Here is a 17,912-nt window from a genome sequence, read left to right on the forward strand (position 1 = left end):
ACCACTCCCCAGGCCGCAGTGCATCGCTCAGGGGCACCACGGTTTGCTTCCAACCACAGTTGTCACATACAAAGGTAAAAGGCCTCGGAGGCATCGGCATCACTGTTCTCCTGAAGTCGTTTCAATAGCCGGGATACGCCCGCTCGATCTGCTCATCAAACTCCCCGCCAACCCCGCAGTACTCACGCGGAACACGGTCAATGTCCTCGGCCATTTGCTCGATCACCTCACGCAGTTCCAACTGGATGAGCCAGCGCGCCGGGATAGCGGCAGCGCCGTATTGCACGCCGAGCAGGTGGCCTGCTATCAGGCCGGTGCTATCGCTGTCGCCGCTGTGGTTTACGGCCGTGATGACGCCGCTTTCCAATGAGTCCGCAAACAACGCACACCATAGACCGATGGCCAGGGCTTCTTCGGCGACCCAGCCGCCACCGAGTTCGCCAATACGTTGTGGAGTGGGCTGGTAGCCTTCGTAAAAGAAGAACAACACGCGCTCTATGAGGCTACGAGTTTCTTCCATACCGGGATTTTGCCCGTAATGGGCCAAGCTCTGAGTGACTGCGTGCTCCAGGCTGTCTTGCCGATCGACAATGCGCTGGAGAATATCGGCGAACAGCCCGGCCGCCAGATAGCCCGTCGGATGTCCATGTGTCAGGCGCCCTGACTGGGCAGCGTAGTCAAAGGCATTAGCAAAGAAAGCACAGGGCGCAACACGCACCAAGGCGCCACAACCTTTGCTATTGTTCACGGCCACAGCGCCCAGCCGCGGACTGGTCTTGAGTGCACCGAGGCACGCAGTGCCAGGGGCGCGGCGAGACCAGAGCGCCAGTTGCTCGATCAGCCACCCATCCCTGCTGACTGGTATCGCCGCAGGGTTCCTGTTGACCTTGGCCGATGTTCTGCTTGATCGACTCAACAAAAGCCTGGAGATTCTCAGCCATTGCCTGTTGGCGAGCCTCGCTTTGAGCAAACAACTTCTCCAACTGCTCGGCCATTCGAGCACCTGCCCCCTCCCCTTCGTTGCCGATACGGGCAACCGAAGCCTGGAGATTGGCGAGCATCTCGTTCATCCCCGCTTGCATGGCGTTCTGTCCGGCCTGCATATCGGAGAGTAACTGAGCGATCATAGTCGAGCTGTTTTGGGTCGAGGACTCGCTAGCCGAACGCATATCTTGGATCAGCGTCGAAAAGCCTTGCTGCATCGACTGCATTGCGGCAACGGACTGACCCATCAGTTCGTGTAGACCGTTGAACTGTTGGCCGAACGTACCTTCCAGCTTATTCATGAAGGCAACTAGAACATCCTGAAGAAGGTTCTGTACTTGCCCTGACTGGTCGCCACTGGCGGCCTGAACCGCACCCGCAATAGCTTCAAGAGGGGATTTGAGACTGTTCTCAATCGCACTGCTTACCTGATCGGCCAACAACTGCCCAGAGTCACGGTAAGTCGTTGACAAGGTATCCGCTAATTTGAGGCTTTCGCGGACTTGGGTATCAACGAGGTTCTGCAGCATTTCCCGCAGATCGGTTACCAGGCTGTCCTTGAGCTGACGGGTTTGCACGGAGCTTTCAGCACTCGAGCGCACAAGCTCCGCTAGATATTCCTCACCGACACCGCTGTCGAAAAGCCCGTCGATGGTTTCGTTGAACGCTTCAAGAAGCCTGTAGCATTGGCCCAGACGCCACTTTTCAGTAATCGTGACGGCTATAGAGGCCATGATTGAAATAAAGGAGCCGATGAACGCAAACAACACGTCCTTGAGCAGCTTATCGACGCTGGCATTTACCTGCTCAGGGGTGCTTGGATCAAAATGCTGTAGGCCTAGCATCAAGCCGAAGAAGGTTCCGACAATACCGATGCCGGTCAAAATACCAGGCAGGTGTTTATAAAACTCGGTTCCCAGCGGGGTATCAACCACGCTTTGAGGTGAGAAAAAATGCGCGGCTCCGGCGGTGGCGCGCGACCGGACAAGAACCTGTTCGCCTTCTTGAAACTCAAACTGGTCGTGCAGCGTTTCAGCGTATTCGTGCCAAGAGTGCTCCAGCTTGCTTCCATTGAACAGTTGCTCCAATTCAGAGCGCCGTTGAGACGGGGCGAGCGCTTTCACACCGTGCACACGTTTAGTCAGTTTTTTCAGCTGACTGCTAAGTTTGAAGGATGGACAAAAATAACGGACAAAGTACCAAGCGCACAAAATGAAAACGAAGCCAACTACCGTTATTGGCGCGATCAGCTGCTCGGAGCTTGCTGCACCCCATAGATGCAACAGCGTCGAAAAATCCATACTTTCCGCCTTCAATTTAGCAATTTTTTGATGTTCGGGACGCTTGCAACAACCACATTGATGCGTCAATCGCCAATCCCGTTGGTGATCGATGACAGCACCTTGCTCGGCACGCGTTTTTCAGGGCACAACAAAGTCGGAAAGGAAGGGCGGTAGTTTCATTACGACTGATCAGGAACCTTCCGTGGACAAATGTTAGAGAATCATGTCCTTATGCCAGCACCTTAGCCTGAGCCTTGACCGTCGTAAAGCCGGACGCGATCAATGGATCCCTGATCTGAGAGATCCGATAGGCTTATCGGGTGTGTGCTCCGCGACCACTGTACAGAGACACCAAATCCCCTCCAGCCCCTCTGCAATTTAATCCGTGTCGAAACTTTGATTCTGCACAGCCAACTCGCGAACCATCAGCTCAATACGAGCGACATCTTCTGCATCGTCTGTTTGTGAGTACTGCTCGCGCAGCCTATTCACATCGGCCTGCACCGCGCGAAATCCGCCCCGCTCCTCGACAAAACTGATGCTATCAATTAAGAAGCCTGTCCAGCTCCGGTGCTGGTAAAGCTTGTTGTTCACAAAATAGCTAAACCATTTCTCTTCCATCGCAGACGGAATGTAACCTTTGCGGATCGCCTCACCGTCCTTAGGCCCAAGATAGAAGTCCAGGGGCAAGGTCACAAAACGGTCCGGCATTTCCTCGGTCATCCAGTCTCCTTTGATGGCCCATCCGCTTGAGCCTCTTTGTTCAAACGCAATCACCCCTTTGTAATTGACCTCCAACCATCGCTGAGTGGCCTCGAGTATCTGCAGGTCACGCTGCCGGCCTACGTGGTTGGTGGTCATTTTTATCAACACCCGTGCTTCTTCGTAGCTTGCCCAGCGAATGCTTTGGGTCTCTTGACTGGCCGAACCATGCCCATGGTCGGAAATCATCAAGAAATATGCGTTGGTCGTGGTCCCACCCCTATAGACACCTGGTAGTACGCCTATAACCTTCGCATCGTGCCCAACCTCTCCGCGCACTCCACGACGAGCCGTTTGCTCCGGTTTCTCATCACCCAGGGGCCGCGTTTTGGCGAATGTCCAGACATACCCATCGTAATGATTGGCTGGCTCGCGCAGGAGAACCTGACCACCGGAGTTCAAGAGGATGCCGCCGTAAGCGGTGGCCTCAGGGATGACCCATGTCATGATTGCTCCTCGAGTTCTTTGAAGGTTTCATACAATTTGCTGGATCCTTCTATTCGCATTGGCATCAATCGCCCAGAGCACTTTTTACATCCAAGTTCCAGCCCTTCATTGAGCTACGGTCAGCCCCGTGTTTGCGAATTTCCGCGCACATTAAGCCCCTGAGCCGCCGTCGCCAAGGCTGGACGTGCGCACAGGTAAACAATTCAAGCAGGCTTCCCTGACGACTCTGCGTCAGAATCGTAGGCTCGCTTACGCCGAGGCGTCTCCCGATGGCGAGGATTGGGTGGAGGAGTTGGAGCACGAGCGCATTTGCCGTACGCGACAGCAATAAGGCACGCGCCGACTCGCCAGAGCGAGTGAAGGAATGAACCAGGCGCCAGCAATCGCTATCAGTAGCCGTTGGTTCCGCTCAAAGGCGAAATCCGAAGTACAGCTGTGGAATTGAGCTTTGGTCGACGTAAAGGCAGGAATTTAAGAAGATTCGCGAATGGTATTCCATAAGGTATTCCAATAGAAAATCTAACCGAAAATAATCAATAAAAATCAATATGATACAGAATCAATTCAGATTACCCCGGCCCAACTCTAAACGACAAGGCCCGCCAAGTGCGGGCTTTGTCGCATCTGGACATCGGCCAAACCGGACACACAAGACCGCAGCCTGCAATCGATCAGGTTCGATAGCCCCGGCGATACGCCGCCCACACAAAGGACGACCTAATGTCGTGCTTTTCCATACCTGCACTCATAAACAATCAATGAGCAACGCCAAGCAAATCCGGACGACTAGACTTAAGCATCGCCTCATTAACCTTGCCCTGAATCGAGCAAGTAAACATCCCCTTACTCCCAGCGCTCAGCTCTTCCGGAGCCGGTTCAATCAAGAACACCCGCTCGGCACTGTCGACCACCAGCTTACCGGCAGTGGCAGCAGGATCTTCCGGCTGCCAGCTGGATTTGCCATGGGACCAGATTTCCGCGCGAGCGTAGAGTCCCTGCGACATGTCCAGGCGTGGGCCACCCGCTTTTTCCAGTTGAGTGTGGAGTTCCTTCGGCGTCTGTTTGGCGTAGAAGCCCCAACTGATGATGCGCGTGCCCATCAGGTCCATGTCTTCGGCGTAAAAGCCGGTCAACGACATGCCATCGATCTCGACCGGTTTGGCAAACATCCAGCGCTGGCCCATGTCGCTTTTGGTGCCGCCGGACAATTTGATCTGGCCATTTTCGACGGAGCTCGGCACCAGATCCTTGATCAAAGGTGATTGCACAACGGCCAGTGAGTGATCGTCACAAGCGGCAAACGACGCCACCGGTGAGGGTGCAGCGGCAACGCTAAAAGCAGAAAACAGGGTCACAAGGGGCAGCAGGAAAAAGGGTTTCATGGAATGACTCGAATGAAAGACTGAAGACAAAAAATGATATCACAATGATATCAGTCGCCAGTCTTCAGACGTTCAATCAATGCTCATGCCGATGATGCACATCCGGAAAATGCGCATGCCGATGCCGCATCGGCGTATGCACATGCGAATGACTGTGCGGCTCCGTTCCATCCCATTCAAACCCATGCGAATGCTGGTGATGCTCATCATGTGTGTGGCGATGATCATGCTCGAGCAATTCGTGCTGATGCTCATGAGCATGGTTCTCCATCAGATGAATCCATACCCCCACGGCCATTAACGCGGCAGCGAGCAGGAACGTCAGCGATACCGACTCGCCCAGCAGCAGAATCGAGATAGCTGCGCCCAGAAACGGTGCGGTGGAAAAGTATGCGCCGGTGCGTGCACTGCCCAGCCCGCGCAGGGCGAGGACGAACATCACCAGGCTGACGCCGTAGCCGAGAAATCCGACCAGCAGGATGGGCACCAGCGTGGTGGCCGCAGGCATTTGCGTGCCGATGAGCAAGGCCAAACCGCAGTTGACCAGACCGGCGACCAGGCCTTTGCTGCCGGCGATGAACAGTGCGTCCGAGGCAGAGACTTTGCGCGTGAGGTTATTGTCGATGGCCCAGCAAAAGCAGGCGAAGGCGACGGCCAGCGGGCCTGTCCAGTCCTGCGCCGACACGGTCTCTTGCGGCCAGGACAACACGACACCGCCGGCCACGATGGCGAGCATGCCGATCACGATTCGCCGATCGGCGTTTTCCTTGAACACTACCCACGCCAGCAGCGCGGTGAGCACTGATTCCAGGTTGAGCATCAGTGACGCGCTCGCGCCGGACGTTCTGGTCAAACCGAACATCAATGCCACTGGCGCCAGCACGCCGCCGAAGCCGATGGCTCCGACCAGCCACGGCCATTCGCCGGTGCCGAGTCCGGAACGCTGCCAGCCTCGATCGCGGGCGAAACGCAGGACGGTCAAACCCAGCCCGCTGCCCAGATAGAGCAACCCGGCCAATAGAATCGGTGAAATCTGTACCCCCAACAGCTTGGCGAGTGGCGTGCTGGCGCCAAACAATGCTGCCGCAACCAAAGCGTAGAGAACGCTCACATTCATGACGGGATCACTCGCTGGGGCCGATGGAATGCCGGTAATGATCATGGCAAAACTCAGGTGAGAATTATGTGAACAGCTGATTCGTGTCAGAAACATCACCTCAAGCACCTGCTCAAATCCAGCAACATTTAATCCGCGTAATCATGGGTGCCTGCTCGACGCAGCCTCTATGCTGCGTACATCGAGATGCAATGGAGTTGAAGATGAAAACCTGGATTGCCGCCGTGCTGGCCGCACTGATTTCTCTGCCAGTCCTCGCCGCAGACACTGGCGCTGTGCGCGTCGAACCGATCGATTTCACAACCAGCGCCGACAGCGTCCAGCGCAAACAGTCGATCAAGGGCGACCAGACGGCGGAGTACAGATTCAACGCCAAGGCCGGTCAGTTGCTCACCGTCGATTTCAAACCGTCCAACACCTCCGCCTACTTCAACATCACCGCCAAGGGCGCGGATTACGCCCTGTTTAACGGTTCGATCATGGGCAATCATTTCCTCGGAACATTACCGGCCGATGGCGAGTACACGGTTCAGGTCTATCTCATGCGCAATGCCGCACGGCGCAACGAAGTGGCCAACTACGAGCTGTCTCTGAGACGGGTCAATGGCGACGCCACCAGCGGGAAACAGCCATTCGAGCAGACGCTGGAATGGCAGGGCATTGCCTTTCACGTCAGCACCGCACAGGTCGACGGCAAACCGACGCTGCGCATCACCCCCAAAGGTCTGGAGATCGATAACGCGGTCATCAGCCGGGCGCTCACCGGTGAGGTCGTGCGTGCCGAGGTTGCTGACCTCAATAACGACGGCTCCCCCGAACTGTACGTGTTTACCCGCTCGCCCGGACGCGGCATGCCGGGCGAGCTGATCGCCTATTCCGCCAACAACAAGAAATCCCTGAGCGAAATCTACCTGCCGCCGGTCAGCGACAATCCGAAAATCGCCGAGGGTTATCAGGGCGAGGATTCGTTTGCAGTGGTGGAAAACGCGCTGGTGCAGCGCTTCCCGGTGTATGACAGCACTGATGCAGGCGCAGGCCGCACGGGGAAGATGCGCCAGGTTCAATACACGTTGATGGCGGGCGAGGCCGGGTGGGTTCTGCGCGAAGATAAGGTGGCGGAGTATTGAGTTCCCGTCACCGGGCTCACGCCAGCGGATAAACTCCAAAAGCGCTTCTACACTCACAGCGCCCCCTCCGCCACACCGAGTCCCCATGACCTCACTCAAAGACCGCATGCAACAAGGCAAGGACGCCCGCAAGCAGTGCTCGCGCAGCGCTCAGGCGGCCACCGGCAAGATGAACCGTGATCCGATTCCGTTGATCAAGGCCTCCAGCCAAGGCCGCGTCGCGTCGCTGGTCGAACTGCGTTACGGGCGCATGCTGGTGTCGCCGTTCACGTTCTTTCGCGGCAATGCCTTGTTGCAGGCGCACGATTTGTCGGGCACGGCGAACATGGGCCTGAACTTGCCCATCTGTGGTGACTGCCACCTGATGAACTTCGGCGGTTTCGCCACGCCTGAGCGCAATCTGCTGTTCAGCGTCAACGATTTCGACGAAGCACATCCCGGGCCGTGGGAGTGGGATCTGAAGCGTCTCGCGGCAAGTTTCGTGGTGGCCGCCCGTGACTTGCGCCACGGCGAATCGGTCGAGGAACAGGTGTGCCGTGAAATGGTCGGCGCCTATCAGACCACGCTGCTGGAATGCGCCGAGCAAAGCGTGCTGGAAAACTGGTACGAATCGATCAGCTACAACGATCTGCTGGCGCAGGCACGCAAAAGTACCCTTGAACATGTAGAGCGCGCCATCGAGAAGGCCGAACGGCGCACACACGCCGAACTGCTGCCGAAAATCAGCGAGCGCGATGCCCACGGGCGTCTGATCATTCGCGATGACCTGCCGGAAATTTTTCACCTGCACAAAAACACCACGCTGCTGGATGCCGAGGATGACTGGCTGCGGCTCGCGGACTGGCGGCCGCTCTTCGATACCTTCATGCGCGAGTATCGCAGCACGTTGCAACCCGACCGCCGCGAGTTGTTGTCGCGGTTTCACGTGCAGGATCTGGCGTTCAAAGTGGTGGGCGTCGGCAGTGTCGGCACGCGTTGTCTGGTGGCACTGCTGACGGACGATCAGGAGTTCCCGCTGTTCCTTCAATTCAAGGAAGCCCGGCGTTCGGTGCTCGCCGACTACGTCAAAAGCAAATCCAGGGTGCGTCATGAAGGGCAGCGCGTGGTCGAGGGGCAGCGCCTGATGCAGGCGGCCAGCGACCTGTTTCTGGGCTGGACGACCGGCCCCAGCGGTCGGCAATTCTACGTGCGGCAATTACGCGACATGAAGATCTCCGCCGAACTGGAAAACTTCGACGCTGAAACCTTTGCCGCTTATGGTCGCGTTTGCGGCCGCGCCCTCGCCCGGGCACATGCAAAAGCCTCCGGCCTCGCTGCGCAAATCAGTGGTTACATCGGCAAAGGCGATGCGCTGGCGGATGCGCTGTTGAAGTACGCGCAACATTACACCGCGCAAAACGAACGTGATTTCGAACGCTTCCAGACGGCGTGTCGCAAGGGGCAGTTGCGCGCGCGGTCAGAGGCTGACTTTGCTGCTGACCACCTGCCTTGAAATGACGTCCGTGATCACCGTGACTGTCATTGGTTTTGCCGCCACGCCCGCCTTCCCACATCGAACGTCCTAGGAAAATTCCCGCAACACGCGTCGACTTTGATGAACTGGTGCGCAGTTCCTCAGGGCGTTACGCTCCACGACCACTGCCATCCAGCGGACGGTTTGGCAGCCGCAATTGCAGTGAATGTTCACTCCACGGAGCTACGTCATGAAGAAAATCCCCCGCCTTTCGCTGGTTGGCCCGGCACCGTCCGATGCGCCAGCGTCCAGCACCCAACCGCAATCGAATACCAGCGCACGCAGCGAAGCGCACAAGCGGCGCCGTAGCATCCCGCTCAATCAGCTCATCAGGGTGCGCGACGATGTCGACACCCTGACCCTGCTCACCCACGCCAGTGAGATCCTCGATTCCCTCGCGGCCATCAGCGCAACCTTTGCCGATGAGTTCGACGGCTCGAAACGTCATGTGGCGGTGGCCATGAAGCAATTGAGCGCACTCGCCGAGATCCTGATTTGTCGGGCACGGGACAATCTTGATCCGCAGAAACCGCTGAACACTACCGGGCCTGAAACCCGCCATTGACGGGCGAAACCCCGGCGTTCGGTTGCGCATCGGACTGCATTGGAGCCGCCCATCGAGATGAATTTTTCTTCACTGCAGCTGCGCGGCCAAGCCTTGTACAGTCCGCTCGCTCATTCAAGAAACTACGGTTCGCCCGCGCTCCTGCGGGCTTTTTTTTGCCTGAAACAAAACCCCTTCTTCGTCACAACTTGCCGTAACCCCAGTGATTGCGCGACTCTGCGAGCAGATCCCACAAGCCGGAGCGCCCGATGCCGCTGTTGACCCTGCCCTGCCAACGCCTGACGCTCGCGATACTTGCACCGGAGCAGGCCGAGCTTGAAAGCCAGTTCTATCAACGCAACCAGCGTCACCTCGCGCCATGGTCGCCCATCCGCACCACCGAATATTTTTCCACCGAGCAGATTCGCCGACGCCTTGAAATACAGGCCAGTGCATTCGAGGCCGGGCTGGCCATGCATTTCGCGCTGCTGAGCCCGGACGGCCAGCAGATGATCGGCGCGTGCAACTTCAGCGGCATCATTCGTGGTGCCTTTCAGGCGTGTTATCTGGGTTATCACATCGACGAGGCCCAACAGGGTCAGGGCTTGATGCAGGAAGCGCTGGAGGCTGGCATCGCATACATGTTCGATACCCAGAACCTGCACCGGATCATGGCCAACTACATTCCCGGCAACGAGCGCAGTGCGCGCTTGCTGGAGCGCCTGGGCTTCGAACGTGAGGGTTACGCCAAGGCATATCTGAACATTGCCGGGCGCTGGCAGGATCACGTGCTGACGGCGCGGGTCAATTCAAGGTTCGAGACACCGGAAAAGCGCTGGTCGAAACCTTTAGCGTGAGTTTCACAATTCGTTAAGGATTGCCGTCGTATGCTCAGGCTTCCCGCCCCTTCCGGTTGCCTGAACCCTATGTCGCGTGCCGTCACTTCGCTGTTTCTGCTTGCCGCCCTGCTGTTTTTCTTCGCACTGGGCAACCATCAATTGCAAGGTTCCACCGAGGCCCGCGTCGCCGGCATCGCTATGGAGATGCACCTGGACGACGACTGGGTGACACCTCGTTTGTTCGGCGAACCGTTTCTGGAAAAACCACCGCTGAGCCTGTGGCTGGATGCGGGCGCCATGCGTGTGTTTGGCGTTTCACCGTGGGCCGTGCGGCTGGCGTCGGCGGTGGCCGGGTTGCTCAGTGTGATGCTGCTGTACGGCATGTTGCGGCGTTTCGAGCGGCCGAAAATGATTGCCTGGACCGCAGGCATTCTGCTCGCGACCATGGCCAGTTATTGGAGCAATGTGCGCGGCGTCGGCGAGGATGCGCTGCTCGCACTCGGCGTGACCACTGCACTGCTGGCCTTTTATCAGGCGCAGCGGGCCTCGACTCTGGGCAACTCGCTGCTGTTTGTCGTCGGGATCGCCATCGCCACGTTGAGCAAAGGTGTGCTGGGGCTGGCGATGCCGGGAGTGGTGATTTTTGCCTATCTGCTGGCTGACAACCTGATGGACAAGCGCCTGAAAATCACCGATTGGCTGCGGCCGGGCTTACTGACCCTGCTCGGTTTGATTCCGCTGCTGATCTGGCTCGTCATCCTCTTCCAGCACGGCGGCGCACAAGCCGTCAAAGAAGTGCTGCTGACCAACAGCGTCGGACGCTTCAGCGGTTCGTTCGTCGAGGCCGGGCACTATGAACCTTTCTATTACTACCTCGCCAAGCTGCCGGAAGCCTTCCTGCCGTGGAACATTCTGGTGTACCTGGGGCTCTGGCATTTCCGCAAACACCTGAAGGCCAACCGTTACCTGCTGTTTTTCAGCCTGTGGATCGTGGCGCAGTTCATCATGCTGACGTTGGCGTCGAGCAAACGCACGGTGTACCTGATGTCGATGACTCCGGCCGCTGCGGTGATCGCGGCAGAGTATGCGGGCGTGCTGTTTGAGCGCTTGAAACAGTACGAATCAGGCAATGGATTCGTAGGCCGAATCGCCCGTCACCGTCAGACATTGGCAATGGGTGTGCTCACGCTGGTGATCGGCAGTTACCTCGCGGCCGCGCAATGGGCCCTGCCCCACGCCGACAAAAAGCTTTCGTTCCTGCCATTGAGTGCAGAGATTCAGACGCTGCAAACCGCTGGCCATCAAGTTGCGCTGTTTCAGGCCAACGAGCGGGTCGGTGGCGCTACAGTCTTCTACACCCAGCAAGTACTCAAAGGACTGGATACCGAGGCGCAGTTGCGAGATTTCCTCACGGCCTCGCCCTCGCATGTCGTGGTGATGGCCGGCGACAGCGAACCCGCCGCCCCACTGAAAGTGCTCAAGACCATGATGGTCGGGCGCCAGGCGTATTACTTCGTCGGCTATTGAGGGCCTGCGCAGCTGCATAAAAAAACCCGCCGGTGATTGGCGGGTTTTTCATTCACCCGAACGGGTTCAGAGAGAAACCTCTGGCTGAGCACCGAAAGCTTTCTGCTCACGCTTGCCCAGCACCGGCACATCCAGCCGCGCCCGCCCGTAAAAGGCCAACGCCGTCAGCAAACACGCCAGCCACACAAAGATTCCAGCCCAGAACGTGTGTGACATGTAGTGCCAGCCCTGCAGAACGCGAGTAGTGCCATAAACGAACCCCAGCAACAGCGAGCCCCACAAGATGGCACTGGAAAAGCGCCACTGATAGCGCCGCGCCACGAAATACAGCGCCAGCATGGTGAAGCCACCCGACGCATGGCCACCCGGCCAGCAACGGCCACTGCCGGCTTCATGGAACAGTTGAAAATTGCTGTACCACTCGATGTGGGCCATTTTCCCGCCGTACAGCGTGGTCTCGATCGGGCAGTAAACGCTGGTGTGGGACTTGAGGAAGTGAATCACCCCGGTGCAAACGGCAAATGCGACCACCACAAACAGAAAATCCCTACGGTGATCAGCGGCAAATCGCAGTACCGGCGCGACTTTGCTCCGTTCCAGCATTGCGCCGAGGCGCGGACGCTTGTGCGGATTGACCAATGGCCAGACCACCGATAGCAGCGCGCCGATCAGGGCGATTTCCGCCGTCCAGTTGGGAATGATCCGCGCCCATTTGTGCGTGAGCTTTTCAAAGAAGTGGATTTTGTCGAGCGGGAAGGTCTGGGTCAGCGGATCGAACAGCAGGTTGCTGAAGGCGATGTCGATTTTGGTCAAGTCGAACATCAGGAACACCAACGCCGCACAGGCCAGCGGAATACCAAAGTTGTAAACGTAGAAGCGGGATTTCATCGGGTATTCACCGTGCGCCAGTCGGAGGCTTCAATAAAGCCGAGCATCTTGGGAGCCGCCGGGCTGGCAGCGGAAACAAACAATGACGAGCCGTAACCCATGTCCGAGGCCGAAACTTTGAGGTCTTTCTCGATTTGCGCCATGCATTCGCTGTGGGTCACCAGTACCAGGTTGCGACCGGGAACCTTGTGGGCCAACGCGTCCCGCAACATGCGGCCCCGGCAGTTGATCAACCAGTCGTCACCGCTGGCGGCATGGTTGAACATGTAACCGGCGGTCTGCACCGTGCGCATCGATGGGCTGTTATAGATGTCGGCGTTGTTCAAGCCCAGTTGTTCGAACCTTGCACCGACCGCCACCGCGACACTGCGTGAGCGATCGGTGATGCCGTCGTTGCCACTCAGGCAGGCAGCTTTAGAGTGATCGCAGCGCTCGACGTGACGCACCAGCACGATCATCTCGCCCTTGGCCCATCCCGCCGCCAACGCTTGCGCACCGGCAACATTGCCGTGGGCCAGGTCTGGCACCGCCGCCGGCGCCAGCAACCACAGAGTCAGCGGGATCACCAACACTGATGCCGCCAACACCACCCAAGTGTTGCGAAAACGCGCCAAAAAGCTCAGATCGATCGAGCGTTTGACGCCGAACAGACTCAGTCTCAATTCCACAAAAACCGCCTCGCCACTGTGCATCTCGGGTTCATTCGATGCGGCGAAGGTACAGAGGCGTGCGTGGCCAGCCAGTGAAACCCATGTGAAAAAAGTCTTGGGATCCCTTGTTACAAATTCCGTAGGACAAAATCCTTTCAGCTCTCGGATTTGCGGCCGATACAGTCCTGCTAACACCCTTGCTGGCTCAAAAAAACAACAATCTTCCAGCCTAACCGACGACAAGAAACCCAACGTTTCTGGAGGATTTTTGATGAATAGCTGGTTCGGCAACATCAGCGTGAACATGAAACTGGGCCTGGGCTTCGGCCTCGTGCTGGCCCTGACCTGCGTGCTGGCCCTGACAGGCTGGACCAGCCTCGGTGGCTTGATCGACCGCAGCAACTGGATGAGCGACATCACCCAGCTCAATGCCGGTCTGACCAAACTGCGCGTGGTGCGTCTGCAATACATGCTGACCAATGGCGATGAAACCGCCGCGCAGAATGTGCAAACCACCCTCGAAAGCTTTGCCGCGCAGCAACAGAAGCTGATCAACAGCTTCAAGAGCCCGGAAAACGTCAAGCTGCTCAAGGAGCAGGCCGCGACCATCGCTGAATACCAGACCTCGCTGAACAAAATGCGCAATGCCTACCGCACCGGCAACAGTGCGCGCGACAGCATGAGCGTGAGTGCCGAGACCGCGTACAACCAGATCGAGTCGATCAGCAAACGCGTGCAGCAGATGGACATGAGCGAACAGCGTTTCGAACAGTTCCAGGCGATCACCGCCGCCAAGGAAGCGTTCATCCTCGCGCGCTACGAAGTGCGCGGCTACACCGCCACCAGCAACGCCGAAACCGAGCAGAAAGCCGTCGGCCAGCTGGATGTCGCGATCGCCAGCCTCAAGCAACTGAACGTGCATTTCGCTGACTCTCAGCAAGACGCCCTGCGTCAGCTGGAAACCGCACTGGTCAACTATCGCAGCGCCTTGATGGCGTACAAAAACGCCAACACCGACGCCGTGCAAGCCCGTAAGGAAATGACCGATCAAGGCACCGCGATCGTCAACACCAGCGAGCAGCTGTACCAGATCCAGCTCGATCGCCGTGACGCTGAAAGCGCCCAGGCGCGCACCTTCCAGTTGATCAGCACCCTGCTGGCGCTGTTGGTTGGCGTGATTGCTGCGGTGATCATCACCCGTCAAATCACCCGTCCGCTGCAAGAAACCCTCGCCGTGGTCGAGCGCATTGCCAGCGGCGACCTGACCCAGAACGTCACCGTCACCCGCCGCGACGAACTTGGCGTACTGCAACAAGGCATCGCGCGCATGGGCGTGACCCTGCGCGACTTGATCAGCGGCATCCGCGACGGCGTCACCCAGATCGCCAGCGCCGCTGAAGAGCTCTCGGCCGTGACCGAGCAGACCAGCGCCGGCGTAAACAGCCAGAAGGTCGAGACCGATCAGGTCGCCACCGCCATGCATGAGATGACCGCCACCGTGCAGGAAGTCGCGCGCAACGCCGAAGAGGCCTCACAAGCTGCCGCTGCCGCTGACGGCGAAGCCCGTGAAGGCGACAAAGTGGTCAACGAAGCCATCGCGCAGATCGAACGTCTGGCCAGCGAAGTGGTGCGTTCGACCGAAGCCATGAGCGTGCTGCAACAGGAAAGCGACAAGATCGGCAGCGTCATGGACGTGATCAAGGCTGTTGCTGAACAGACCAACCTGCTCGCCCTCAACGCTGCAATCGAAGCCGCGCGTGCCGGTGAAGCCGGTCGTGGTTTTGCCGTGGTCGCCGATGAGGTTCGTGGCCTGGCCCAGCGTACGCAGAAGTCCACCGAAGAAATCGAAGGCCTGGTCGCCGGTCTGCAGAACGGCACCCAGCAAGTCTCGGCGGTAATGAGCAACAGCCGCGCCCTGACCGACAGCAGCGTCGCCCTGACCCGCAAGGCTGGCGCGTCGCTGGAAAACATCACCCGCACGGTGTCGAACATCCAGTCGATGAACCAGCAGATCGCTGCAGCGGCTGAACAGCAAAGTGCAGTGGCCGAAGAGATTAGCCGCAGCATCATCAACGTGCGCGACGTCTCGGAACAGACCGCAGCGGCGAGTGATGAGACGGCTGCATCGAGCGTTGAACTGGCGCGTTTGGGTGGTCAGTTGCAGCAGATGGTCAGCCACTTCCGGGTTTGATCCTGATTTCGCACTGAAGCCAAAAACCAATCGCGGGCAAGCCCGCTCCCACAGGGTTTGGAGTCGTTCACAGATGTTGTGTTCGACTCATGACGTGTGGGAGCGGGTTTGCCTGCGATTGCGTCAGGCCTTTCACCGCTTAGCGTCAAACCACACCGTGCATAAAAAACTCGACTGGCACTTTAAAGAACTCGGCGAATCCCTTTATCTGAGCAACGGTCATTTTTCGCTTGTTATTCAATATCTCTGAAACAGCACTCTGAGTTGCGATCTCAGACAAGTCCTTCTGTTTAACGCCTCTTTCCGACAGCAGAAACGCCAGCGCTTCAGATTGGGACGAATAAGCAATCAACACCGTTTCATTTTCGTACTCATAAACCCGATCAGCCACAAACTCCGCAAACCGTGCCGCAGCATGATCCTCGGTGTTCGCGTGGGAATAAAGCTCATCAATCAGGGCCATTCGCACTTGCAGATCGTCATCATTTTTTATCGGATCATGGCAGGCAGACAACAACTTGGACAAAGTCGCTAGCTGATCGCCCAGCCCCTCAAGCATGGGTGAAATATCGGCTATGAAGGAATCCAGTCCTGTCGCTTCGACTTTATTACGCTTCATTGAGATCACCTTTATTTTCGTTAAACATAAATAGCGTATTTCATTCTGGCCAACTACTTGACATCACCCTTCCACCATTTGTCATATCCGGCATGGGGAAGAATGTCCTTGATATAGATAGTGCCAGTCTTCGTGTTGATCCACGTAATGACACGGCACTCGTTTTTCTTGATATCAAAAACGTAAATATCAAGCGGACCTTTCTTGCTCGTCAGCCTCAGCTTCGAGTGAGGGATACGATCAACGTTCCAACCTGAGGCGCTGGCCCAGTCTTGACGAAGCTTCTCAAACGACTCGAAGCGCAGCGATGCTCTGTCGAAGATGGTTAGCCACAAGGTGAGAGGATCTCTCCACTGGCCATGAGTCTCAATGGCCCGCGCAACCGCCGCTTTTGTGATCACTCTCATACAATTTTCGGTTCTGGTATCCCTACATGCGCCAAAATTATCTCAAATACAGATATCTGTAAAGTAGATATATTTAGCTCCACAGAACAAACCCGAAGCCAAATGTATCAGTGGCTTCGGGCTTTTTTCTGTCAGTGGTGCGGACTTAAACTTCAGCCATCACCGCGTCCCACGCTGCCGCAACGCCGACGGCATAAAATACGCATCCTCCGGCACCGGCTGCGCGAAATCCACAGTCTCCGCCTCTTCGTTATCAAGGTTCTGCACGTAGTACCGACGCGCCTGCAAATCATGGAAAACATCCAGCGCACTCCACGTCGTCGGCAGGTCATAGAAGTTTTTCAGGTAGGCCATCGACACCCGCCACAACTCCCCTCGCCCGTCGTACTGATCGACCAGTGCCGCGCCCCAGCTGTCTTCATCGAGAAACAGCACACGCTTGGAATAGATATGCCGCGAGCCCGGTTTCAAGTTGCCTTCCACGACCCAGACCCGGTGCAGTTCGTAGCGGGTGTATTGCGGGTTGAGGTGGCCGGGGGTAAGCAGTTGCGCGTATTTCACGTCGGGACTGGCGACTTTGTAGTTGTTGTAGGGGATGTAGATTTCCTGTTTGCCCTTGAGCTTCCACTCGTAGCGATCAGGCGAGCCGTTGAACAGGTCGGTGTCGTCGGCGGTGCGCAGGCCATCGGAGGATGCGATCGGCGTGTCGTAGGCGAGGTTCGGGGCGCGACGCACGCGGCGTTGGCCGGCGTCGTAGATCCAGGCCTGGCGTGCGTCCTTGAGCTGATCGAGGGTTTCGTGCACCAGTGCGGCACCGCCGGCCAATCGTGCGGGGCTTTTCACGAAGGCAAGGTAGTAGAACAGGATGTTTTTCAGGTCGGCGAACTGGCCATTCGGGCGGTAGTAGTTGAACAGGGCTTCCTGCTGCGAGGTCACCAGCGCGAAACTGCCGTTGCGCTGGACCGGTGCTTCGGAGGCGCGGCGCACGACGTAGATGCCGCGATAACGGGTGATGTGGTTCCACAGCACTTCAACGCCGTCCTTGGGCACCGGGAACGGTACGCCGCCGTAAGCATCGGAGAAGCCGCTGCCGCCTTCGAGCAGCTTGGCCGAGGTCGCATTTTTCAAGGTGTTGTCGTACAGCCATTGCGGTGCTGAACCGGAGCGGCGGGACGGGTAAATCGGCATCTGAAAGGTGTCGGGGTAGCTGTTGAACAGGGCGATCTGGCCGGGGCTGAGGTGGGCTTTGTATTGGTCGAGATTGGCTTTGGTGATGGTGAATAGCGGTTTGTCTGCGGCAAAAGGATCCGGGTGATGCTGACCCGGTTTGTAACCGGCCGGGGCTTGAGTGATGCCGCCGGTCCAGGCGGGAATGGTGCCGGCGGCGTTGCCGGCACGCTCGGCGCCCATGGGGGTCAGGGTGGTTTTCAGTTGCTCGGCTTGTTGTGGGGTGATGGCGGCGAAAACGCTACTGGCCGCCAGCCCCATGACGAGCGCCAGCGTGGTCTTGGTCAATCGTGAAGTGTGAAACATGATCTTCTCCAGAATGCAGAAACCTGTGGGAGCGAGCTTGCTCGCGAAAGCGGTGTGTCAGGCGACACCGGTGTTGAATGTGCCGGCCTCTTCGCGAGC

At 57.7% G+C, this 17,912-nt stretch carries 15 protein-coding genes and 2 pseudogenes; 7 read left to right on the forward strand and 10 right to left on the reverse strand.

Annotated elements, in window-relative coordinates:
• Positions 1-121: 121 nt before the first annotated feature.
• From H8F23_RS03815 to H8F23_RS03835, 5 genes and pseudogenes are all read right to left on the reverse strand, one after another.
• The gene (locus tag H8F23_RS03815; protein ID WP_324187876.1) at positions 122-970 is read right to left on the reverse strand and encodes an ADP-ribosylglycohydrolase family protein; all 849 of its coding nucleotides are present in this window, start codon (positions 968-970) and stop codon (positions 122-124) included.
• Positions 876-2,285 (reverse strand): annotated as a pseudogene (gene zorA1, locus H8F23_RS03820) (type I Zorya anti-phage system protein ZorA1); the annotation flags it as partial. The gene H8F23_RS03815 and the pseudogene zorA1, both read right to left, overlap by 95 nt.
• A gap of 360 nt (positions 2,286-2,645) precedes the next feature.
• Positions 2,646-3,476 carry an NUDIX hydrolase gene (locus tag H8F23_RS03825; protein ID WP_194933454.1) on the reverse strand — a complete coding sequence of 277 codons (831 nt, stop codon included), beginning with the start codon at positions 3,474-3,476 and terminating at the stop codon, positions 2,646-2,648.
• A 755-nt stretch (positions 3,477-4,231) separates the two neighbouring features.
• Positions 4,232-4,858, reverse strand: coding sequence for a hypothetical protein (locus tag H8F23_RS03830; RefSeq protein ID WP_194933455.1), 627 nt, complete (start codon positions 4,856-4,858; stop codon positions 4,232-4,234).
• A 76-nt stretch (positions 4,859-4,934) separates the two neighbouring features.
• On the reverse strand, positions 4,935-5,975 hold the full coding sequence (locus H8F23_RS03835; protein WP_194933456.1) for a DMT family transporter: 1,041 nt from the start codon (positions 5,973-5,975) through the stop codon (positions 4,935-4,937).
• Positions 5,976-6,178: 203 nt separating this feature from the next.
• On the opposite strand from H8F23_RS03835, the gene H8F23_RS03840 reads away from it, so the two are divergent.
• The 5 genes from H8F23_RS03840 (at position 6,179) to H8F23_RS03860 (ending at position 11,525) form a co-directional block, all read left to right on the forward strand.
• Positions 6,179-7,102, forward strand: coding sequence for a PliI family lysozyme inhibitor of I-type lysozyme (locus tag H8F23_RS03840; RefSeq protein WP_194933457.1), 924 nt, complete (start codon positions 6,179-6,181; stop codon positions 7,100-7,102).
• Positions 7,103-7,187: 85 nt separating this feature from the next.
• On the forward strand, positions 7,188-8,594 hold the full coding sequence (locus H8F23_RS03845; protein ID WP_194933458.1) for a DUF2252 domain-containing protein: 1,407 nt from the start codon (positions 7,188-7,190) through the stop codon (positions 8,592-8,594).
• 211 nt (positions 8,595-8,805) lie between these two features.
• Entirely contained in the window at positions 8,806-9,180 is a 375-nt protein-coding gene (locus H8F23_RS03850; RefSeq protein ID WP_099757951.1) for a DUF6124 family protein, read from the forward strand.
• A gap of 248 nt (positions 9,181-9,428) precedes the next feature.
• A complete protein-coding gene (rimJ, locus tag H8F23_RS03855) occupies positions 9,429-10,016 on the forward strand; it encodes a ribosomal protein S5-alanine N-acetyltransferase (RefSeq protein ID WP_194933459.1) in 588 nt (195 codons plus the stop codon).
• 30 nt (positions 10,017-10,046) lie between these two features.
• The gene (locus H8F23_RS03860) at positions 10,047-11,525 is read left to right on the forward strand and encodes an ArnT family glycosyltransferase (RefSeq protein WP_228759092.1); all 1,479 of its coding nucleotides are present in this window, start codon (positions 10,047-10,049) and stop codon (positions 11,523-11,525) included.
• A 66-nt stretch (positions 11,526-11,591) separates the two neighbouring features.
• Here the strand turns inward: H8F23_RS03860 and H8F23_RS03865 are convergent, their stop codons facing one another.
• Complete coding sequence (locus H8F23_RS03865) at positions 11,592-12,413, reverse strand: phosphatase PAP2 family protein (protein ID WP_194933460.1); 822 nt, start codon at positions 12,411-12,413, stop codon at positions 11,592-11,594.
• Positions 12,410-13,081, reverse strand: a complete 672-nt coding sequence (gene pmrG, locus H8F23_RS03870; protein WP_194933461.1) for a lipopolysaccharide core heptose(II)-phosphate phosphatase PmrG — start codon at positions 13,079-13,081, stop codon at positions 12,410-12,412. Before pmrG ends, H8F23_RS03865 begins: the two co-directional genes overlap by 4 nt.
• A gap of 388 nt (positions 13,082-13,469) precedes the next feature.
• On the opposite strand from pmrG, the pseudogene H8F23_RS29185 reads away from it, so the two are divergent.
• Positions 13,470-14,396 (forward strand): annotated as a pseudogene (locus tag H8F23_RS29185) (methyl-accepting chemotaxis protein); the annotation flags it as partial.
• 144 nt (positions 14,397-14,540) lie between these two features.
• Positions 14,541-15,254, forward strand: a complete 714-nt coding sequence (locus tag H8F23_RS29190) for a methyl-accepting chemotaxis protein (RefSeq protein ID WP_371042694.1) — start codon at positions 14,541-14,543, stop codon at positions 15,252-15,254.
• 145 nt (positions 15,255-15,399) lie between these two features.
• Here the strand turns inward: H8F23_RS29190 and H8F23_RS03880 are convergent, their stop codons facing one another.
• The 3 genes from H8F23_RS03880 to H8F23_RS03890 all read right to left on the reverse strand — a co-directional run bounded on the left by H8F23_RS03880 (position 15,400) and on the right by H8F23_RS03890 (position 17,813).
• Positions 15,400-15,873: a helix-turn-helix domain-containing protein gene (locus H8F23_RS03880; RefSeq protein ID WP_007911534.1), complete on the reverse strand. Its 474-nt coding sequence runs from the start codon at positions 15,871-15,873 to the stop codon at positions 15,400-15,402.
• 53 nt (positions 15,874-15,926) lie between these two features.
• Entirely contained in the window at positions 15,927-16,280 is a 354-nt protein-coding gene (locus tag H8F23_RS03885) for a type II toxin-antitoxin system HigB family toxin (RefSeq protein ID WP_228759094.1), read from the reverse strand.
• Positions 16,281-16,439: 159 nt separating this feature from the next.
• Positions 16,440-17,813 carry a DUF1329 domain-containing protein gene (locus tag H8F23_RS03890; RefSeq protein WP_194933463.1) on the reverse strand — a complete coding sequence of 458 codons (1,374 nt, stop codon included), beginning with the start codon at positions 17,811-17,813 and terminating at the stop codon, positions 16,440-16,442.
• Between the last annotated feature and the right edge of the window lie 99 nt (positions 17,814-17,912).

The organism is Pseudomonas neuropathica (assembly GCF_015461835.1).
GTDB classification, from domain to species: Bacteria; Pseudomonadota; Gammaproteobacteria; order Pseudomonadales; family Pseudomonadaceae; genus Aquipseudomonas; species Aquipseudomonas neuropathica.